Genomic DNA, 17,877 nt, shown 5'->3' on the forward strand with positions numbered 1-17,877 from the left:
CGACAATCAAGATGACACATAGCCCTTGCCAGCGACAATCAAACGATCCAAACCCATCGCGTCGCGATCAGCGCTTCTCATCCTGATCGTCGCTACCTTCTCACCCTGATCGTCGCGCTACAGCTCGCCAACCGGCGTCCGCAGCTGGGGCTGGACGCCATGAGCACGAAAACGGTGTCTCAGGACCTCCAGAAATCGCTCGGCCGCTCGCGTGGGCTCGGCATGGGGATGTAGCCATGCGGGATGGACGATTCTCTTCTTGATCCTGACGCCGAAAAAATCCCGCTTGAGCAGGCGCTGGAGGCTGTTGCCAGGCGGCTGGCGGGCGTGACGGCAGCGGTCGATGGCTTTGCCGAGCGGCAGCAGGACTTGCTGGAGCGGGATTACAGCGAGGACCTGGCGCTGATCCATCAGAGCTGTGAGGGCTTGCGGAAAGCGATCGATGCGCTGGCGCAGAAGCCAGCGCTGGCGCTGACGCCGGAGATGATTGCTCAGCAGATCGAGGCGGCGGGGCAGGGCGCTTACAGGGACGCCAATCAAGCCTTGGCGGCTGCGCAGGGCAGTCTGCAAAGTTCCATCGCCGCGCTCTCCAGGGTGACGGCGTCGGTGAGGGCCGCACAGCGCCAGAATCAAATGTTGGCTGGGGCTACGGGTCTGGCCTTGATACTCGGCTGGGTTGGCGGATGCATTATCCCGCCAGCGATCGATTGGGTGGTGCCGGAAGCATGGCAGTGGCCTGAAAAACGAGCAATGTCGGCATTGCACCGCAACGGCTGGAACGCAGGGGAGCGGCTCATGTCAGTTACCAACCCTGGCCGGTGGAGCAACCTGCAAGCTGCTGTTCGGCTTTCGGAGAAAAACAACGAGGCGATCAACAAATGTGCACAGCGAGCTTCCGAAAGAGGGCTCAGAAGTGTCGGATGTAACATCGAGGTTGGAAAAACAGAAGGTTAAAAAACCTTGGTCAACGTTGATCGAGCGGCAGGCGATTAGTGATGGGCGCGACCGTTAAATCAGCGAGAAGGTACGCCCAATCCCTGCCATTTCTTCGCCAAGCGCGCAGATTTTGGCTTCGTCAAGGTTATGAGCAATATCACTCGCGGTCAGACCAAATACTACTTTGCCCTCGTGGTTTGTCAGGACCGTAGCCACAGTGACAACACCGGGATAGAGGGCTTCTCTGTCAATGGCATACCCGGTTCGTTCTGCATAACGTACCTCGCTGATGTAAGTGTCTGCGTCCAAATTGCCTTCCCAGCGCAACTGATTGAAATGTTTTCGTAGTTCAGCATCGGACATTTTCAGCCGCGCAGCATAGGCCCGGCCAACCGCGCCTGCCATGAACGGAAGGCGCTGCTTGATCTCCATGTCCAAGCGTATGGCACGCCCGCCCACTGCGCGCTCCAGCAATGTCATCCTGCCATCATGCGCTTTCCACAGCCCAACCAGACAGTTTGTTTCGGTTGCCAGCCGGTTGAGCTCCGTGCGGATTTCGTCCACGATCGACTCTTCCAGCAGTTTGCTGCTGAGCGCCAGCAATCCTCTGCCAATCTTGTATGTCTTGCTCAACTCGTCAAAATCGACGGCATTTTCCGCAACAAGTGTGCGCAATATATTGAATGCCGTGGACGGGTTCACTTTTGCATCGCGCGCAATAGCCGTCACGCCCAAGGGCATTGTGCTTGTCGAAAGCAGTCGCAGAATCCGGAAAGCCTGTACGACCGCACCGACCATTTTGACCGGTTTTTCAGTGCCAGTGTCGTTCGCCATAGTCGGTTGCTAGCTCATTGTGCCCTTCAGGGTCAATCGAGACCGCAGTGCGCCGATCTCACGGAGCGGTTCAGGATGATGGCCCGCCGCCATAAAGGGATTTGATGCGCACCCGGTCTATCTTTTCGTTCGCCAGCCGCGGCAAAGGGCCATCCAGCATGATGATATGGCGAGGCAGCTTGAACCCCGCCAGGCGCGATGCGCAATGGTCGATAAGGTCCTGCGGGCTGGCAGGCCCGGACAGGTAAACGCAAGCGCAGGGGGCTTCAGTAAATTTGGGATCCTTGATGCCGAACACCGCCGCCTCTGAGACCGATGGATGCGCCATCAGCACCGATTCAATCTCAGCTGGCGAGACATTGAAGCCGCCGGACTTGATCATCTCCTTGGCGCGATCAACAAATGTGAAATAGCCGTTCGCGTCCACGGTGCCGATGTCGCCAGTGTGCATCCAGCCCCCCGCCAAAGCCTTGGCGGTAGCGTCAGGGTCGCGCCAGTAACCCAGCATCATGCCCGGCCCCTGAAGCAGGATATGTCCCGGCTCGCCCGGATCACATTCGGTTCCGTCATTGCGCACGATCCTGAAGCGGGAAAAGGCCAAGCCCCTCCCGCAGGAATAGGGGTTGATCAGCGCCTCGTCTTCGCTGGCGATGATGGCACCGCCGCCCACTTCGGTCATGCCGTAAAGTTGCCGGACAACGACCCCGGCAGCGCGCCAGCGTTCCAGCGTTTCCATCTCCGGAGTTGCGCCGCCGATACGCGCGAAGGTGAGCGCAGACAGGTCCGCAGCCCCAAACGCATCGAGTTTGGAAATCTGATCGTAGATCATCGGCACGCCGATGAAAAAGTTGATCCTATGCTCTACCAGCGTCCTGAGCGTGTTTTCCGCATCATATTTGCTGGTGAAATGCAGCGTCCCGCCCAGGGTGCTGGTGAACAGGATCCCCCATGGCAGGCCGGGCGATGAATGCAGCCCCAGCGGCATCATTGCACGCGTGTCTGACCCCAATCGGCAATCCAGCAGCATCATTTCCATGAACTTCGCCAGATAGTTGCCGTGCCCCATCACTGCCCCTTTGGGACGTGCGGTGCTGCCGCTTGTGAAGATGATCATGGCCGGGTCGGTGGACGTCACGCGCACCTCTCTCCAGTCGCGCCCAGCGCCTTGTGTAAATCGGCCCAGGCTTTCGATGGCGAGAGTCGGCGTTTGCACTCCGGCATCTGCCAGCCGTGCGGAACGGGCCGCATCAGCGATAATCAGCCGCGCCTGGCTGTAATCGGCAAGATACGCCATTTCGTCGCCCAACAGCCGGTCGTTGAAAGGCGCAATAATGCCGCCCGCTTTCAGAATGCCGAAGGCGCCTGCAATCCAGGCAATCGAATTGGCACCGGCCAAGGCCACAACGTCCCCCGCCGCGATACCCAGTTGGGCCAGATGTTCGGCTATGCCATCGCTCCAGCGTGCCATATCCGCATATCCGATCGCCTCGGCGCGGTCGAACATGGCGATTGTCTTGTCGGGTGTCCGCCTGGCCCAATAGGCCAGGCCATCATGCATCAGCCCATTACTGGTCATGCAGACCCCACAAGGAAATCGAGCTGCTCATAGTACATGGGGATAGTGTTCTCCATCCCACCATAGGTCATGTGACTTAACGCCTTTGATTCCAGGCCCTCCTGAGAAATCTCCGCCGCGCGGAAATCCTCTTCGCCAAATACCTTCAGGATCAGCTCAAATGACCGTGCCGCCACTTCTTCGGCCTTCTCGGATTGTGGAGCCTCCAGCGTCAGCATGTAATAGTCGACATTTGTTTCCCGTTCGCTGACCGGCATCAGGATCATCAGGCTGATATAATAGGGGCTGGTAATCAGCACCGCATTGGGAAACAGCTGATAGGCGAAAGTGACAGTCTTGTGGATGTTCTCGCCTGGTATATCGACCATTTCGGGCTGGAAATTGACCTTGCCTGCGGTCTTGCGCTGGTGCGGCCCCAGCAGATCGATCACGCGGGTCACGTCGCCGAACAGTGCTCCGATCGATGCAGCGTGCAGACGCGGCACGTGGTAGCTTTCCATGAACGGCTCAAGCACCAGTTTCCAGTTTGCCTTCAGGTTGAAGGAGCGGTGTCCATAGACATGAGCTGTGGGTATATCGAGGCTGACGAGATCGGCTTCGATCTCGGGTACCAGTGCGGAAAAATCCGGCTCTACGTCACGGTCGAGACAGGCCCAGATCAACCCGCCAAATTCGCGCGAAGGCAACTCTGCGAGGTTGAAATCCGCCTTGTTGACCGCTTCGAATGCATCCTGCCGCGCGATGGTGATGAGCGAGCCGTCGAGCCCATAGGTCCAGGAATGATAGGGGCACGTGATCCGCGAAAGCTTCTGCAGCGCGCACCCTTCGACCAGCTTTGCGCCCTTGTGCTGGCAGGCGTTCAAAAACACCCGCAGCGTGCCCGCTTTGTCACGCACCAGCAGTAGTGCCATGCCATAGCCATGATGGGTGATCGCGGTGCCCGGCTGGCTGATTCTGGCTGATGGCATGATGGGCACAGCCATCTTGCGAAACACTGTGTCGCGCTCCTGCTCGAAGCGCGCACGTTCCGTAAAGTGCGAAGCCGGATAGCGAACCGTCATAACCGGCGGTGGCTGGGTTCCATAAGGCGGAATCTTGCGGATAGCTTCTATCTGGCTTTCATTCAGGGATTCCAGCGTGTGCATGCGCCTAGGAGGGACCTGAGTGATCGGGGTATGTTCTGCATCCATCGTCTTGTTCCCGGACATGTCAAAGAGTGTCGGCAGAGCCGAAAAGTGCGGTGCTGGTGACAGAATCGCCAGGGCCGCCTGCCATCAGCGAAAGCCTGGCGCCCGGTACCTGATTGCATGACGTGCCCCGAAGCTGCCGAACCGCCTCAACCACCAGACCCATGCCGTGGATGAATCCATCGGCGATGTTGCCGCCAGACGTATTGATTGGCAGCTTGCCGTCGGGCGCGATCAGATTTTCCAGCCGGATGAATGCACCCGCGGTCTCTGCCGAACAAAATCCGTGATCAATGATTGAAGCGACGGCCATGCCGCTGAAGTTCTCGTAGATCTGCGCGACATCGACATCCTGCGGTCCATAGCCGGACTGCGCCCAAAGCCGCTCGGCAAGCTCGATGAAGCCGACGCTGGTATAGGGTTCGTGATTGTCTTCCCGCGATCCGGCGGCATGCGATGCGCCCATGGCGGTTGCCAGAAGATAGGCGGGCTTTTGCTGCATCGTCCTGGCGCGCTCTGCCGATACCAGGATGACCGCTGCTGCGCCGTCGCTTTCCCGGCTGCAATCGAACAGGTGGTATGGCTCGGAAATCCAGCGTGACGCTTCGTAAGCCGCATGATCGACCGGCTGGCCATAGCCTGCGGCACCGGGGTTGTTCTGCGCGTGATGATACCCTGCGCGGACGACTGCCTCCAGCGTCTCGCGCGGCACGCCGTCATGCTCGATCATCCGATGGCTGCGCATCGCCGAGCGCTGCAGAACCATATCGATGCCGTTGACCAGAAACTGCGCCGGCGTATCGCCCTGCGTCACTGCCACCTGCAGCCGCTGGTTGCTGGCCTCGGCCATCGCCCGATAGACAACTACAACCTCGGCCTGGCCGGAGATGATCGCCTGTGCCGCAATGCCGATTGCAGCCGGAATTCCGCCGCCATGGGTCCAGGCCAGCGCTGCATATTTGAGCGACCTGGTGCCAAGCGCGGGCAGCAGCTGCTGGGCGGTGTTGCGTTCTGACCCATAGGAAACAAAGCCATCAATATCGGCCGGGTCGATACCCGCATCATCGCACGCGGCGACGATTGCGCGCAGCGCAAGCTTCATTTCGGAATCAGGCGATTTCCCCCGCTTGTAATAAGGCGTCTGGGCGATGCCGACGATCGCCGTTGATCCCCGCATCGGGTTGTGGGCGCTCATGCGGCATCCCCGATTATCTGCCACGCCATGGTGACATAACCCTTGGATCGTTCGTCTGCGGGAAGGATGATCCCCTTTACCGGCGCGCCGATGCGCAGCCCGGACTCATCGCCCAGCAGCACGCCAGCGACCCGCGCGCCATCAGCCTGAGGCAATTCGACCAGCAACGTGACGAATGGCACATCCACCCGGCGCTCGCGCACGACATCGGAAACCGCATGGTTGCGTGTCCAGGTGTAGATGCGGCCGACCGGCTCGATGGCTTCCCACGCGATGTCCCAAGATCCGCAATGGCCGCAGCGCCAATGGGCAGGCCACATCCAGCGGTTGCAGCCGCTGCATCGCGAAATCGCAAACTCGCCGCGTTCCAGCGCTGCCCAATAGCCTTCATCCGCGCCAATTCCGCCGCGAATACGTGAGGTCGTGTTCAATTCATCCTCCCCGAGTGGAGACTGGCGTCTGGTGCGCCTCCAAAGGTGTTGCCTGTCAATTCCACAGCCCCCCGCCTAAGTCAATAAATGAGAATGAAATTCTCTATTTAGAATTCACGGTCTGGCTACATCATGTGGAATGTCTTGGTGACGAGATGCGCTGCGATGCCTTCAGGCCCGTCTTCCGACCCGTATCCACTGTCCTTCATCCCGCCGAACGGGCTGTCAGGCCAGCTCAACCGCACATTGTTCACGGCGATCATTCCGGCCTCAATATCGTCGCCAAGGCGGTTCTGGAGCCTGCCATTCTCCGTGAAGCAATAGGCAGCAAGGCCATACGGCAACCGGTTCGCCTGCTCGATGGCCTCGTCTGGCGTTGCAAACGGCGTCAGCAGGGCGAGCGGGCCAAACGGCTCCTCGTTCATCGCCCGCGCCGACAAAGGCACGTCCACCAGAACGGTTGGAGCCACAAAAAAGCCTGAACCAGACTCGATCGGCTGGCCGCCGGTCAGAACGCGTGCGCCGGCGTTCCGCGCATCCTGGACAAGGTCGTTGATCGCAGCTGGACGGCGCGGGTTAGCCATCGGCCCCATCTGAGTGGCGGGGTCCAGCCCGTTTCCGACCGCAATCCGCTGCGCCCGCTCGGCAAACCCCTGGGCAAACCGCTCATAAATATCCTGTTGCACATAGAAGCGGGTAGGCGCGATGCAGACCTGACCAGCGTTCCTGAACTTGTTGGCAACCAGGGTGTCGAGCGTCTGCTCCAGGTTGCAATCGTCGAACACCAGCACCGGGCCATGGCCGCCCAGCTCCATGGTCGTGCGCATCATGGTATCGGCCGCCAGCCGCATCAGATGCTTGCCAACCGGAACCGATCCGGTGAAGCTCAGCTTGCGCGTAACGGGCGAGGCCAGCAGGTGTCGCGAAATCTGATCGGGTACGCCGAACACCATCTGGGCCACGTCTCCGGGAAGCCCGGCATCCTGAAAGCAGCGCATGACCTCGATCGCGCATCCTGAAGTTTCCTCGCTGGGCTTGATGATGACAGAGCATCCCGCTGCCAGTGCAGGCGCAAGCTTGCGCACCACGTTGAGGGCAGGAAAGTTCCAGGCGCAGAAGGCGGCCACGGGCCCCACGGGCTGTTGCAGCACCATTGACCGGGTTCCCTTGGGGCGCTGGAGCACGCGGCCATAGATCCGCTGTGCTTCGCCGGCATGGAACTCCAGAATTCCCGCGGCGAGACCGATCTCGCCCTTGGCTTCCGCGACGGGCTTGCCCTGTTCCAGCGTTGCGATCGTCGCAATCCGATCGGTCCGTTCGCGCAGCAATGCCGCCGTCTTCGTCAGGATGGCGGCCCGTTGTTCAGGTGCCGTGTCGCGCCACAGGCTGAATCCGCGCGCTGTTGCCTCCAGCGCCAGGTCAAGGTCATCGGACGTCGCAAGCGGCAGCGGCGCAAGCGTTGCGCCCGTTGCCGGGTTGAGCACATTGTGGGTGTCGCGTCCTTCGCCCGAACGCCATTCGCCTGCGATGTAAAGTCCAAGCTGTGCTTCATATGCGGTCATGACGATTGCTCCATAATGGCTTTGCCGATTTCGAAATGTGCTGCGGTTTTTTGCCTGATCGCGTCTATGGTGACCGCTGGCGCGGTTTCGATCAGAACAAGTCCGGTGCTGCGATCGCAGGTGAAGACGGCCATGTCGGTTATGATCAGATCGACCGCGCCCATACCGGTGAGCGGCAGGGTACAACGATCAAGGATCTTGGCGCTGCCGTCCTTGCTGACATGTTCCATCAGGACGACGATGCGCTTGACCCCCGCGACAAGGTCCATCGCGCCGCCCATGCCCTTCAGCATTTTTCCAGGAACATTCCAGTTGGCGATGTCGCCGGTGGCTGAAACCTCCATCGCTCCCAAGATGGTGACGTCGATATGCCCGCCGCGGATCATCGCAAAGCTCTCAACTGACGAGAAGAAGCTCGACGTGGGCAGTTCGGTGACTGTCTGCTTTCCGGCATTGATGAGGTCGGCGTCCTCGTCGCCAGCGAAAGGGAAGGGGCCCGTGCCCAGCATGCCGTTTTCCGAATGCAGCGATACATCGATACCGTCAGGAATGTGGTTTGCGACAAGCGTGGGAATTCCGATACCCAGATTGACATAATCGCCATCGCGAAGCTCGCGCGCGGCCCGCGCGGCCATTTGATCCCGGGTCCAGCTCATATCGCTTCCTCGCGCGGTCGCACGGTGCGCTTTTCGATCCGCTTCTCGTTGATCGTCGCAAGAACGATGCGGTCGACATAGATGCCGGGCGTGTGAATGGCATTGGCGTCAAGCGCGCCGGCCTCGACAATCTCTTCGACTTCCGCGATTGTGACGCGCCCAGCCGTTGCCATGGCCGGATTGAAGTTCTGCGCCGTCTTGCGATAGATCAGATTGCCTTCGGCGTCGGCCTTCCATGCCTTGACCAGCGAGACATCTGCCTTCAGCCAGCGTTCCATCACATATTGCTCGCCATCGAAGGTGTCGACGCGCTTCCCTTCTGCCACCACGGTGCCGACTCCGGTGCGGGTGTAAAATGCGGGAATGCCTGCGCCGCCAGCCCGGATACGCTCGGCCAGAGTCCCTTGCGGGTTGAGTTCCAGCTCCAGCTCCCCGTCCAGGAACTGTTGCTCGAAAAGCCGGTTCTCGCCGACATAGGACGAGATCATCTTGCGGATCTGTCGATTGTTCAACAGCGTCCACAAGCCGAACCCGTCGGCTCCGGCATTGTTCGAAATGACTGTCAGGTCGCGGACGCCCGAGCGGCAGACGACATCGATCAGGCTTTCGGGGTTGCCTGAAAGGCCAAACCCTCCTGACATCAACGTGATGCCGTCAGACAGCAATCCTGCCATCGCCGCATCGGGGCTTTGATAAATCTTGTTTTTCATAATGGCTCTCCAGCGCTACGCGCCCGCTCGGCGACGCTGGCTTCTGCCTTCGGTAGCCAGCGATACAGCAGGACCAGCGCGAGCGTGGAAACCGGCATGACCAGCAGCAGCGAAAGGATTGCGGTTCCAAGGTCGCCCGTCCAGGTCGAGACGCGACCGACCATATAAGGGCCAAGCGCCAGACCGATCATGGTGATGCTGAGAAAATAGCAGGCGGTTGCGAGCCCGCGCATTCGCGGCAGAACAAGATCCTGCGTGGTCGCTGCTGCCGCACTGAGCCCTGTGCTGTGCAGCACCGTCATGGGCAGTATCAATGCATAGAACACGATCAGATTGTCGGTTGAAAACATGACCAACAAGGGAACGACCGGTGCCAGCGCCGCAAAGATGATTACCAGAATGCGTCCGCTTGGATTGCTGCGCCGCAGCCGGTCGGCAATTCGACCACCGATGTTGAGGCCGATAAACCCGCCGGCAGCGCCGCCCCCTCCGATGATCAGGCCTGCGGTGGACTTGTCGGCACCCAGAACGCTCTCCGCATAGGGCAGCGACCAGAACATTACCGCATAATTGACGAAGGCGATCAGGCCATAGCCGACCAGAACCGCAAGAAAGGCGGGCGTGCCCCAGATCAGCCGAAACGCCGGTGCATCCCGTTTCTTGAGCGCAAGCGCCCAGCTGTAGATCGCATAGGTTCCGATCCCGACAGCCACCCATTGCGCCTTATCACCGGTCAGCACGATCAACCCCGATGCCAGCAGCGCAATGATTGCCAGGCCCAGCAGGTTGCGCCAAAGCACCGCTGATCCTTGCCGGGCGGCGGCGACAAGCGATAGCGGGAAGATGATCGTCATCAATTCGGCGAAGAACTCGCGGAACGGGTGCGCGACAGGTTGGGCGGGCAGCCCTTCCGAGAGGCCGCGAATCGGCTCGCGCAATGTGGCGACGGCAACTGCCAACAACAGCCCCGGAATGCCGACCGCCATGAAGCTTGCCTGCCATCCGACAATGCCGTTCAGCCCGCTGGGATAGGCCGTATCCCAGGCCTTGACGATCACGGCACCGATAAACAGCGAAAGTCCCGCGCCCAGGTACATTCCTGACGAGTACACGGCCAATGCACTGGCGCGCTTGTTTCTGGGAAAATAGTCCGAGATCAGCGAATAGGCGCACGGGCTGGCCGTCGCCTCGCCCACGCCCACGCCAATGCGCGCTGCCGTAAGCTGGGCACCATTGCGGGCGAGCCCGGACAATGCCGTCATCGCGGACCAGACCGCCAGGCCGATCGTGATAAGGCGCACCCGGTTCCAGCTATCGGCCAGCCGCCCCATCGGAATGCCGAACAGGGCATAGAATACCCCGAATGCGGTGCCGTAAAGAAACCCCAGATCGGCGTCCGTCAGCCCAAGGTCCCGTTTGATATTCAGCGCCAGCACGCTGATGATCTGGCGATCCACGAAATTGATCGCATAAACGACCGCGAGCAGCCCGAGCACCCAGTTGCTATAAGCGGTGCCGGGCACCTCTGTCAGCTTGCGCCCGACCGAAAATCCGGTATGCTTGGCAGAGGGTGAAGATGTCGCCGCCATGTCAGCGGCTTTCCAGCTTGCGGTCCTTGAACGATTTTCCGCCGACACCCCAATTCGTATCGGGCACCTCGTTGATGATGACCCGAACCAGTTCGCGCGGCGCGTTGACACTGTCTGCAAAAGCGTCGGTGATGCCAGCGATCAGCTTGCGCTTCTGCTCTTCTGTCGTGCCTTCGATCAGGGATACATATGCAAGCGGCATCATTCGATCTCCAGCCAGATGGCTTTGCTTTTGAGATATTTCTCGAAGCCGGGTCGCCCCATGTCCTTGCCCAGGCCCGATCTCTTGTATCCGCCGAAAGGCGCGGTGAAGTCTGTCCGGCGGCCCCAGTCGTTGATCCACACAGTTCCGCTCTCGATCGCCTGTGCGGCCTTGAATGCCTGCCCGATGTCACGGGTATGCACTGATGCGGTCAGGCCGTATTCTGCGTGGTTCGCGAGCGCGACGCCCTCTTCGAAACTGTCGAACACCTGTACCGCCAGGACGGGGCCGAAAATCTCTTCACGGATCGCGATGCTATCAGGTGCCATGCCGCTGAGCATGGTCGGGGCAAAGAAGCACGCGCCGTCATGGGCAATCCGTTCGCCGCCACACACCACCCTTGCGCCTTCAGCAACGCTTGCCTGAACGATCGAATCGATCCGCGCGATCTGGCGTTCGCTGATGATCGGGGGCATGCTGGCCCCGGTGTCCCACGTCTCTCCGAACTGCAGGCCGCGCATCGTTTCGGCGATCCTGGCTGTCAGACGGTCTGCGATGCCGCGTTGTACGACCAGCCGCGAGCCTGCAAAACAGACCTGGCCCGAATTGTAGGTGATTCCGCGGGCGACCATCGCAGCCAACCGGTCGAGGTCCGCCGCGTCGTCAAATACCAGTTGCGGCCCCTTGCCCCCCAGCTCCAGACTGACTGGCTTGAGCCCGGTTTCGGCAGCGGCGGCCATGATCCGGGCACCTGTCGCGCTTGATCCGGTAAAGGTGACATAATCGACGCCGCGGTGCCGCACCAGCGCATCGCCCACCGCGCCATCGCCATGGATGATGTTGAAGACACCGCCGGGAATGCCCGCCTCCAACGCCAGCTCTGCAATCCGTGTCGCAGAGAATGGGGTCAGTTCCGAAGGCTTGAGCACGACCGTGTTGCCTGCCGCCAGAGCTGGCGCAAACTTCCAGGCCGACAGGATCATCGGAAAATTCCAGGGCGAGATCGCCGCGACCACACCGTGCGGTTCGTGCACGGTGAATGAGAGCGAATTGCGCGGAGTAGGCGTAACCGTGCCGTCAAGCTTGTCAGCGAACTCGCCGAAATAGCGCAGGACGCCTGAGACGACCTTTACGTCGCGTGCCATGACCTCACTATAGATCCGGGCCGATACTAGCGATTCCAGCCGGGCCAACTCTTCGGCATGGGCATCCACCAGATCGGCAAACCGTGCGAGCAGGCCGGCGCGCTGGCGGGGTTCCAAGGCAGCCCAGCCCGGCGCTGCGATGCGGGCAGCTTCCACCGCCTGATCGACTTGCCGGTCAGACGCCCAGCCGACCGGACGGGCAAGCGCGTGCCGCGAGGGGCTGTGGACGTCGTTCAGCGTGGCACCTGCGCACCGTTCGCCGCCGATGATCAGATGCGTAGGTGGATTTACCTGGTCGGGGTCAAAATACATGGTCTTCCTTCGGGGAAACGACGCGTGCGACAAGCGGGAATCCGCTTGCGCAGGGTCATGCAGCATGTGGACGATCTGCTTTGCAGTGCGATGGCTTTGCATCGAGGATTACGGTCTTGAGCTCGGTGAACGTCCTGATGCCTTCAGTGCCGCCTTCGCGCCCGATGCCCGAGCGCTTGAAGCCGCCAAACGCCAAAGTGAAATCGGTGCGCCAGGAATTGTGTCCCACCGTGCCCGCCTGGAGCTGCCGCGCCACGGCATATGCCCGGTCGGGATCATTGGTGAATACCGATGCGTTGAGGCCGAAATCACTGTCATTCGCTATCGCGATTGCTTCAGCTTCGCTGGCGGCTGCGATGACGCTCACCACCGGCCCGAAAATTTCCTCGCGTGCGATGGCCATCGCATTGTCGACGCGGGCGAAGATCGTCGGCTCAATATAATAGCCGCGGTCCAGATGACGCGGGCGGTGGCCGCCAGAAGCCAGCACCGCACCGTCGGCGATACCCTTGGCGATATATCCTTCCACCCGCTCACGCTGGGTTGAAGTGGCAAGTGGTCCCATCCGGCTTGCCGGGTCGAACGGATCGCCTATCCTAATTGCGGCAAACTCCGCTGCAAGCGCATCGACAAAATCGTCATGCCGCGAAGCCGGGACGATCAGCCGAGTCAGCGAAGAACAGACCTGACCGGCAAGGTTGGGTGCCATGGCCGCGATTGACCGCGCGGCCTGCGCCGGATCGTAGTCGTCGAGAATCACTGCAGGCGATTTGCCGCCAAGCTCCAGAGTGCAGCGCGCGATCCTGCCGCCGCACAACGCGCCGATTCTTTGACCTGCGGCGGTAGAGCCGGTGAAGGTGATCTTGTCGACATCGGGATGCGTCACCAACAGCTCTGACACGTCCCGGTCGGCCGTGATGACATTGATGACGCCCGGCGGAAGCCCGATCGCCTCGGCCATTTCTGCCAGAAGATAGCCATCACCTGGCGCTTCCGGGGAAGATTTCACGATGATGGTGCAGCCTGCCAGCAGGGCAGGGGCACATTTTGCGGCAATGGCGAGGAACGGCCCGTTCCATGGGACGATCGCGGCGACAACTCCGACCGGCTCATGCACGAGAAGCCCGATTTTGCCGCCGCGTCCCGGCTCACGCCTCTCCTCGAAGGGAAAGGTATCTGCGAGCGCTGCTGTGCGTGCAAATTCATCCCGGCCCGACGCGAAAGTTGCCATTCCAGCACTTAGCAGGGCACCGACCTGTCCGGTCCACAGGGTCGCCAGATCTGCATGGCGGCGGACAACTTCCTGGGAGAGTCGCTTCAGAAAATGCGCCCTTTCTTCAGCAGAAAGTCGTGGCCACGGACCATGGTCGAACGCGTGACGTGCAGCCGCCACGGCCCGCATCACATCTTCAGGCGCTGCCGCAGGAACACTGAACCAGACTTCCTCGGTAGACGGCATGATGACCGGAATTCGGGAGTCCGCCGAGGGGGCAATCCATTTGCCGCCGATGAAAAAGACATCCAGCTTTTCACTCGGCAATTGCGGCATGCCAGACACCACGCATCGTCTCCCAAGGTTTGACGGGTGCTTCCCCCGCCACCGGATCGCGATGGCAAAAATGAGAATACCGTTCGTGATGCAGAATATCGAGGCACATTGGCAAGCCGTCAACCCTGTAAATATTCTCAATGGAGAATTGTATTCTGAAATGTTGACAACTTGATTTTTGCATGGGAATGAGGGCCACAGCCAAACGAGGGCGGGCCGGATCGACGCGATCAATTGGTCGGCTTCCTTGAACAGAGCAGGAAAAGGTGAGGAAAATTGACCAGTCCAGCTGAACAAATTCCACAGCACGTCACCGCCGAACAGGTCTATCCGTTCGACATCTATCACGATCCCAGGCTGATGGACGACCTGCACCTGGGCTATCGCGCGATGCAACTGGAAGCGCCCGAAATCTTCTTCACGCCGCACAATGGCGGCCACTGGATGGTCACGCGCTATGACCTGATCGAAAAGGTCATCCAGGACACGGTCAATTTCTCGAACAAAGAGATCGAGATTCCGAAGACCCAAAGTCCGTTTGTCGCAATCCCCATCAACCTCGATCCGCCCGAGCACACTCCCTATCGCAAGATGCTGATGCGCCACTTCACACCGCGCATGGTGCACGGACTGGAAGGGGCCATGCAGGACTGGGCAGAAAGACTGATCGACAAGGTCTATGCAGACGGTGGCTGCGACTTCGCCGAGGCGCTTGGCGCATATTATCCTGTCACCGTCTTCATGGAACTCGCCGGCCTTCCGCTTGATCGCTATGTCGAATTCCGTCAGGTGGTGACCGAATTCTTCAGCCATGTCCCCGCCGAGCGCCGGATCGAACTGTCTTCCCAGATATTCGGTGAGCTTGAAGCTGTGATGCGCGCCCGCATGGCTGAGCCGCGCGACGACCTGTTCTCGCGGCTTGTGGCCGAGGAGATCGATGGGCGGCCGCTGACGATGGACGAATTGCTGTCGATCGGCTTCCTGCTGTTTGTGGCAGGCTTGGACACGGTCGCCAATGCGATGACCTTTTCATTCAACTTTCTGGCGCGCAATCCGGATATTCAGGATCGGCTTCGCAATGATCCTGATGCGATCCCCGCCTATATCGATGAATCGATGCGCCGCTTTGCCGTGACCAATGGTGTCCGGCTGGTGCGGAACGATATTGAGTTTGCAGGGGCGCAGTTGCGGGCAGGCGATATGATTGTCGCGCCGATGACTCTGGCTGGCATGGATGATCGCCGCAACCAGGACCCCGAGACGTTCGATATTGATCGCAAGCGCCGCCAGCATGTGAGCTTCTCTACCGGTCCGCATCTGTGCCTCGGTCATCACATGGCCCGCGCCGAGATGCGCATATTCATCACAGAATTCCTGCGACGCATTCCCCGCTTCCGCATCGCTGACGGGTTCGTCCCGCAATGGCGTGCAGGCGTGGTCATGGCGCTCGAAAGCCTACCAATCGTTTGGGATGCGCCCGGTCGCTGACCCACCAACTGCATGAAGATCCGGACACGCGTGTGATCCGGGCAAATAGAGGGGATACAATCATGAACATGAAACGCGCGCTCCGGATATTGCTGCTCGCAAGCACAGCGGCGACCTCCATGCCGCTGTTGGCGCAGGAGGCGGATAACGCCCAGCCTGGGCTCGATGCTGAAGTCGCCCAGGACGAGATCATTGTGACCGCGCGGCGTCGCGAAGAAACCTCGATCGCTGCCCCTATCGCGCTCACCGCCCTTGGCGGTCAGGAGTTGCAGCGGCGCAACATCAACACCGTGGATATGCTGGCACGCGCCGTTCCCACGCTGATCACCAGCGAGGCGACATCATCGCCCCAGGGCGGCATCGTTGCAATCCGCGGTCTGTCGGGTGTCGATGCCAACCCGTTCGGCGATCAGGCGGTATCGTTCAACATCGATGGCGTGCCTGTAGCGCGCTCGTCGGTTCGGCGTCTGGGCCAGATGGACCTTGCGCAGATCGAAGTGCTGAAAGGTCCCCAGGCGCTGTTCTTCGGGAAGAACAGCCCCGGCGGCATTATTTCCATGCGCACAGCCGACCCCACTGCCAGTCTGAGCGCGGGGCTGAATGCAGGCTATGAGGTCAAGGCAGACGAAGTGCGGCTGGAGGGCTTCGTTGCTGGACCGATCAGCGACACGCTGGGCTTCCGCGTGGCAGGCTATTATTCCAAGATGAAAGGCTTTGTGCGGAACGTCGCGCCCAGCGGCGGTGCGAACGTGTTGGTGCCGTTCGATCGCAGGGTCCCCAATGGCGATGAATATGCAATCCGCGGGACGCTCAAATGGGAGCCGTCGGACAGATTCGATGCGCGTCTGAAGATTTCATACAACGACAGCAACGGTTCGGGTTCGACTGATAATCTCCAGTTCCTCAACTGTCCGCTCGGTCGTCCCCAGGGCACACCGGCGGGATTTGCGACCCCGGAAGACTGCAGGGCCGATGGCCGCGTCACTTCGACCGATAACATTGGTCCAAATTTTGCCATTGCCGATCCGCGCTTCGGGACCGAGACCTTTCTGAAGTCCGACCAGGTTCTTGGTGGTCTCGAAATGAACTATCAACTGAACGACGTGCTGAAGCTGTCGTCGATCACCGGATACTACAAGGCGCGTAACTCCTATGTCGGCAACTTCATTGCCAACTTCCAGGAAAACGGCATCCCGCAGACTTTCCTTCCCGCCTTTGCTGGCCTGTCGATCCGTGAAATTACGCAGGAACTGCGTTTGACCAGCGACTTCGATGGCCCGGTCAACTTCATGTTCGGCGGCCTCTATCAGGACAGCCACGCCACCAATCAGGCGGTCGTATATCGCAACGCCAATGCACCGGTCTTCAGTGCCAACTATGATTATACCCAGGAAGGCGAGGCCTATTCGATCTTCGGCCAGGTCATGATCGAGTTGCTGCCGAAGCTCGAACTGTCCGGCGGCGCACGCTATTCCAACGAAAGCAAGGAACTGACCGTGTTCCGTGCCGCCATCGCTGCCAACCGCAACACGCTGGTCGATGTGGATGCACCGCGCAGGGCCAGGTTCAACAACCTGTCGCCTGAAGCCACGCTCACCTTCAGGCCGAATGACAATCTGACGATCTACGGCTCGTACAAGGAAGGCTTCCTGTCGGGCGGTTTCAATGCCACCCAGCCAACGCTCAATCCGGTTCTCAATGCGAATGGCCGATACACTTCGTTGGTCGATCTGCGCTACGATCAGCAGCTGATCACCGGGTTTGAAGGCGGAATCAAGTCTGCCTTCCTCAATGGTGATCTGCGGACCAACCTGGCGCTTTACAGTTATGAGACGACGGGACTGCAGGTTGCCGTGCTGGTGGGGCTCAATCAGGAACTGCGCAATGCCGGCGCGGTGCGCACCAAGGGTGTCGAATTCGACTTCACCTATCGTACCCCGCTCGATGGTCTGTCGCTGCGCGGTGCCGTAGCTTATCAGGACGGCAAGTATACCGACTATCAGGCGACATGTTATCGCGGGCTTCCGGCACCTGCCTGCCGCGTACAGGTCAACCGCTTCACCGGCCAGGCAGGCCTTCTGCATGACCTCAGTGGAACGCAGCTGGTGCGTTCGCCGGATTGGAGCGGAAACCTGGGCTTTGACTATATCTCGCCCGAGTTCGCTGGTCTGAAAGTGGGACTTCAGGGCGCTTTCACGTTCAGCGACAGCTTCTTCACCGATGTGGTGTCTGCACCGGGCGGCCGACAGAAATCCTATCAACTGTTCGATGCCGGCATCCGCCTGATGGATGCCGATGAACGGTGGGAGATCGGCTTGATGGGGCGCAACCTTGGCAATACCTATTATTTCACCCGCTCCGCAGATAACCCTCTGTCCGGAGGAGCACCGGGCGGGGCCTCGACCCTGCTCGGCGACACTGTGGGCGTTCCCAACCGGGGCCGCGAAATCTGGATCAATGCCATCGTTCGCTTTGGCAACTGAAGCGGCACCACGCGATAATGGC

General features: G+C 60.1%; 15 protein-coding genes. 3 read left to right on the forward strand and 12 right to left on the reverse strand.

Annotated elements, in window-relative coordinates; all coding sequences use genetic code 11:
• The first annotated feature begins 243 nt into the window (after window positions 1-243).
• On the forward strand, window positions 244-954 hold the full coding sequence (locus DM995_RS00415) for a DUF6118 family protein (RefSeq protein ID WP_116968129.1): 711 nt from the start codon (window positions 244-246) through the stop codon (window positions 952-954).
• A 54-nt stretch (window positions 955-1,008) separates the two neighbouring features.
• Here the strand turns inward: DM995_RS00415 and DM995_RS00420 are convergent, their stop codons facing one another.
• The 12 genes from DM995_RS00420 to DM995_RS00475 all read right to left on the reverse strand — a co-directional run bounded on the left by DM995_RS00420 (window position 1,009) and on the right by DM995_RS00475 (window position 14,325).
• On the reverse strand, window positions 1,009-1,770 hold the full coding sequence (locus DM995_RS00420; RefSeq protein WP_116968130.1) for an IclR family transcriptional regulator: 762 nt from the start codon (window positions 1,768-1,770) through the stop codon (window positions 1,009-1,011).
• 70 nt (window positions 1,771-1,840) lie between these two features.
• On the reverse strand, window positions 1,841-3,346 hold the full coding sequence (locus tag DM995_RS00425; RefSeq protein ID WP_116968131.1) for a class I adenylate-forming enzyme family protein: 1,506 nt from the start codon (window positions 3,344-3,346) through the stop codon (window positions 1,841-1,843).
• Window positions 3,343-4,491, reverse strand: a complete 1,149-nt coding sequence (locus tag DM995_RS00430; protein WP_232823951.1) for an aromatic ring-hydroxylating oxygenase subunit alpha — start codon at window positions 4,489-4,491, stop codon at window positions 3,343-3,345. The genes DM995_RS00425 and DM995_RS00430 overlap by 4 nt, the downstream gene beginning before the upstream one ends.
• Window positions 4,492-4,555: 64 nt before the next feature.
• Window positions 4,556-5,728 (reverse strand): thiolase C-terminal domain-containing protein, encoded by a 1,173-nt coding sequence (locus DM995_RS00435; RefSeq protein WP_116968132.1) that lies wholly within the window; start codon window positions 5,726-5,728, stop codon window positions 4,556-4,558.
• A complete protein-coding gene (locus DM995_RS00440; protein ID WP_116968133.1) occupies window positions 5,725-6,159 on the reverse strand; it encodes a Zn-ribbon domain-containing OB-fold protein in 435 nt (144 codons plus the stop codon). The genes DM995_RS00435 and DM995_RS00440 overlap by 4 nt, the downstream gene beginning before the upstream one ends.
• A gap of 125 nt (window positions 6,160-6,284) precedes the next feature.
• The gene (locus DM995_RS00445; RefSeq protein ID WP_116968134.1) at window positions 6,285-7,721 is read right to left on the reverse strand and encodes an NAD-dependent succinate-semialdehyde dehydrogenase; all 1,437 of its coding nucleotides are present in this window, start codon (window positions 7,719-7,721) and stop codon (window positions 6,285-6,287) included.
• Complete coding sequence (locus tag DM995_RS00450; protein WP_116968135.1) at window positions 7,718-8,377, reverse strand: 3-oxoacid CoA-transferase subunit B; 660 nt, start codon at window positions 8,375-8,377, stop codon at window positions 7,718-7,720. Before DM995_RS00450 ends, DM995_RS00445 begins: the two co-directional genes overlap by 4 nt.
• Window positions 8,374-9,087, reverse strand: a complete 714-nt coding sequence (locus DM995_RS00455) for a CoA transferase subunit A (RefSeq protein WP_116968136.1) — start codon at window positions 9,085-9,087, stop codon at window positions 8,374-8,376. Before DM995_RS00455 ends, DM995_RS00450 begins: the two co-directional genes overlap by 4 nt.
• On the reverse strand, window positions 9,084-10,676 hold the full coding sequence (locus tag DM995_RS00460; RefSeq protein ID WP_116968137.1) for a spinster family MFS transporter: 1,593 nt from the start codon (window positions 10,674-10,676) through the stop codon (window positions 9,084-9,086). Before DM995_RS00460 ends, DM995_RS00455 begins: the two co-directional genes overlap by 4 nt.
• A 1-nt stretch (window position 10,677) precedes the next feature.
• A complete protein-coding gene (gene thmT, locus DM995_RS00465; RefSeq protein ID WP_232823952.1) occupies window positions 10,678-10,881 on the reverse strand; it encodes a 2-hydroxymuconate tautomerase in 204 nt (67 codons plus the stop codon).
• Window positions 10,878-12,335, reverse strand: a complete 1,458-nt coding sequence (locus tag DM995_RS00470; protein ID WP_116968139.1) for an aldehyde dehydrogenase family protein — start codon at window positions 12,333-12,335, stop codon at window positions 10,878-10,880. Before DM995_RS00470 ends, thmT begins: the two co-directional genes overlap by 4 nt.
• A gap of 55 nt (window positions 12,336-12,390) precedes the next feature.
• Window positions 12,391-14,325, reverse strand: coding sequence for an aldehyde dehydrogenase (locus DM995_RS00475; protein WP_232823953.1), 1,935 nt, complete (start codon window positions 14,323-14,325; stop codon window positions 12,391-12,393).
• Here DM995_RS00475 and DM995_RS00480 point away from each other — a divergent pair.
• On the forward strand, window positions 14,275-15,372 hold the full coding sequence (locus tag DM995_RS00480) for a cytochrome P450 (RefSeq protein WP_157973021.1): 1,098 nt from the start codon (window positions 14,275-14,277) through the stop codon (window positions 15,370-15,372). The genes DM995_RS00475 and DM995_RS00480 overlap by 51 nt on opposite strands.
• 62 nt (window positions 15,373-15,434) lie before the next feature.
• Window positions 15,435-17,855 carry a TonB-dependent receptor gene (locus DM995_RS00485; protein ID WP_198669204.1) on the forward strand — a complete coding sequence of 807 codons (2,421 nt, stop codon included), beginning with the start codon at window positions 15,435-15,437 and terminating at the stop codon, window positions 17,853-17,855.
• Window positions 17,856-17,877: the final 22 nt, after the last annotated feature.

Origin of the sequence: Blastomonas sp. UPD001, assembly GCF_003426715.1 — a bacterium.
In the GTDB taxonomy this organism is placed as follows: domain Bacteria; phylum Pseudomonadota; class Alphaproteobacteria; order Sphingomonadales; family Sphingomonadaceae; genus Blastomonas.

Excerpts from the sequence above, each read along its gene's own strand:
- DM995_RS00415 (WP_116968129.1), top strand. The coding sequence starts at position 244 with ATGGACGATTCTCTTCTTGATCCTGACGCCGAAAAAATCCCGCTTGAG.
- DM995_RS00420 (WP_116968130.1), bottom strand. The coding sequence starts at position 1,770 with ATGGCGAACGACACTGGCACTGAAAAACCGGTCAAAATGGTCGGTGCG.
- DM995_RS00425 (WP_116968131.1), bottom strand. The coding sequence starts at position 3,346 with ATGACCAGTAATGGGCTGATGCATGATGGCCTGGCCTATTGGGCCAGG.
- DM995_RS00430 (WP_232823951.1), bottom strand. The coding sequence starts at position 4,491 with ATGCACACGCTGGAATCCCTGAATGAAAGCCAGATAGAAGCTATCCGC.
- DM995_RS00435 (WP_116968132.1), bottom strand. The coding sequence starts at position 5,728 with ATGAGCGCCCACAACCCGATGCGGGGATCAACGGCGATCGTCGGCATC.
- DM995_RS00445 (WP_116968134.1), bottom strand. The coding sequence starts at position 7,721 with ATGACCGCATATGAAGCACAGCTTGGACTTTACATCGCAGGCGAATGG.
- DM995_RS00450 (WP_116968135.1), bottom strand. The coding sequence starts at position 8,377 with ATGAGCTGGACCCGGGATCAAATGGCCGCGCGGGCCGCGCGCGAGCTT.
- DM995_RS00455 (WP_116968136.1), bottom strand. The coding sequence starts at position 9,087 with ATGAAAAACAAGATTTATCAAAGCCCCGATGCGGCGATGGCAGGATTG.
- DM995_RS00460 (WP_116968137.1), bottom strand. The coding sequence starts at position 10,676 with ATGGCGGCGACATCTTCACCCTCTGCCAAGCATACCGGATTTTCGGTC.
- thmT (WP_232823952.1), bottom strand. The coding sequence starts at position 10,881 with ATGATGCCGCTTGCATATGTATCCCTGATCGAAGGCACGACAGAAGAG.
- DM995_RS00470 (WP_116968139.1), bottom strand. The coding sequence starts at position 12,335 with ATGTATTTTGACCCCGACCAGGTAAATCCACCTACGCATCTGATCATC.
- DM995_RS00480 (WP_157973021.1), top strand. The coding sequence starts at position 14,275 with ATGCAACTGGAAGCGCCCGAAATCTTCTTCACGCCGCACAATGGCGGC.
- DM995_RS00485 (WP_198669204.1), top strand. The coding sequence starts at position 15,435 with ATGAACATGAAACGCGCGCTCCGGATATTGCTGCTCGCAAGCACAGCG.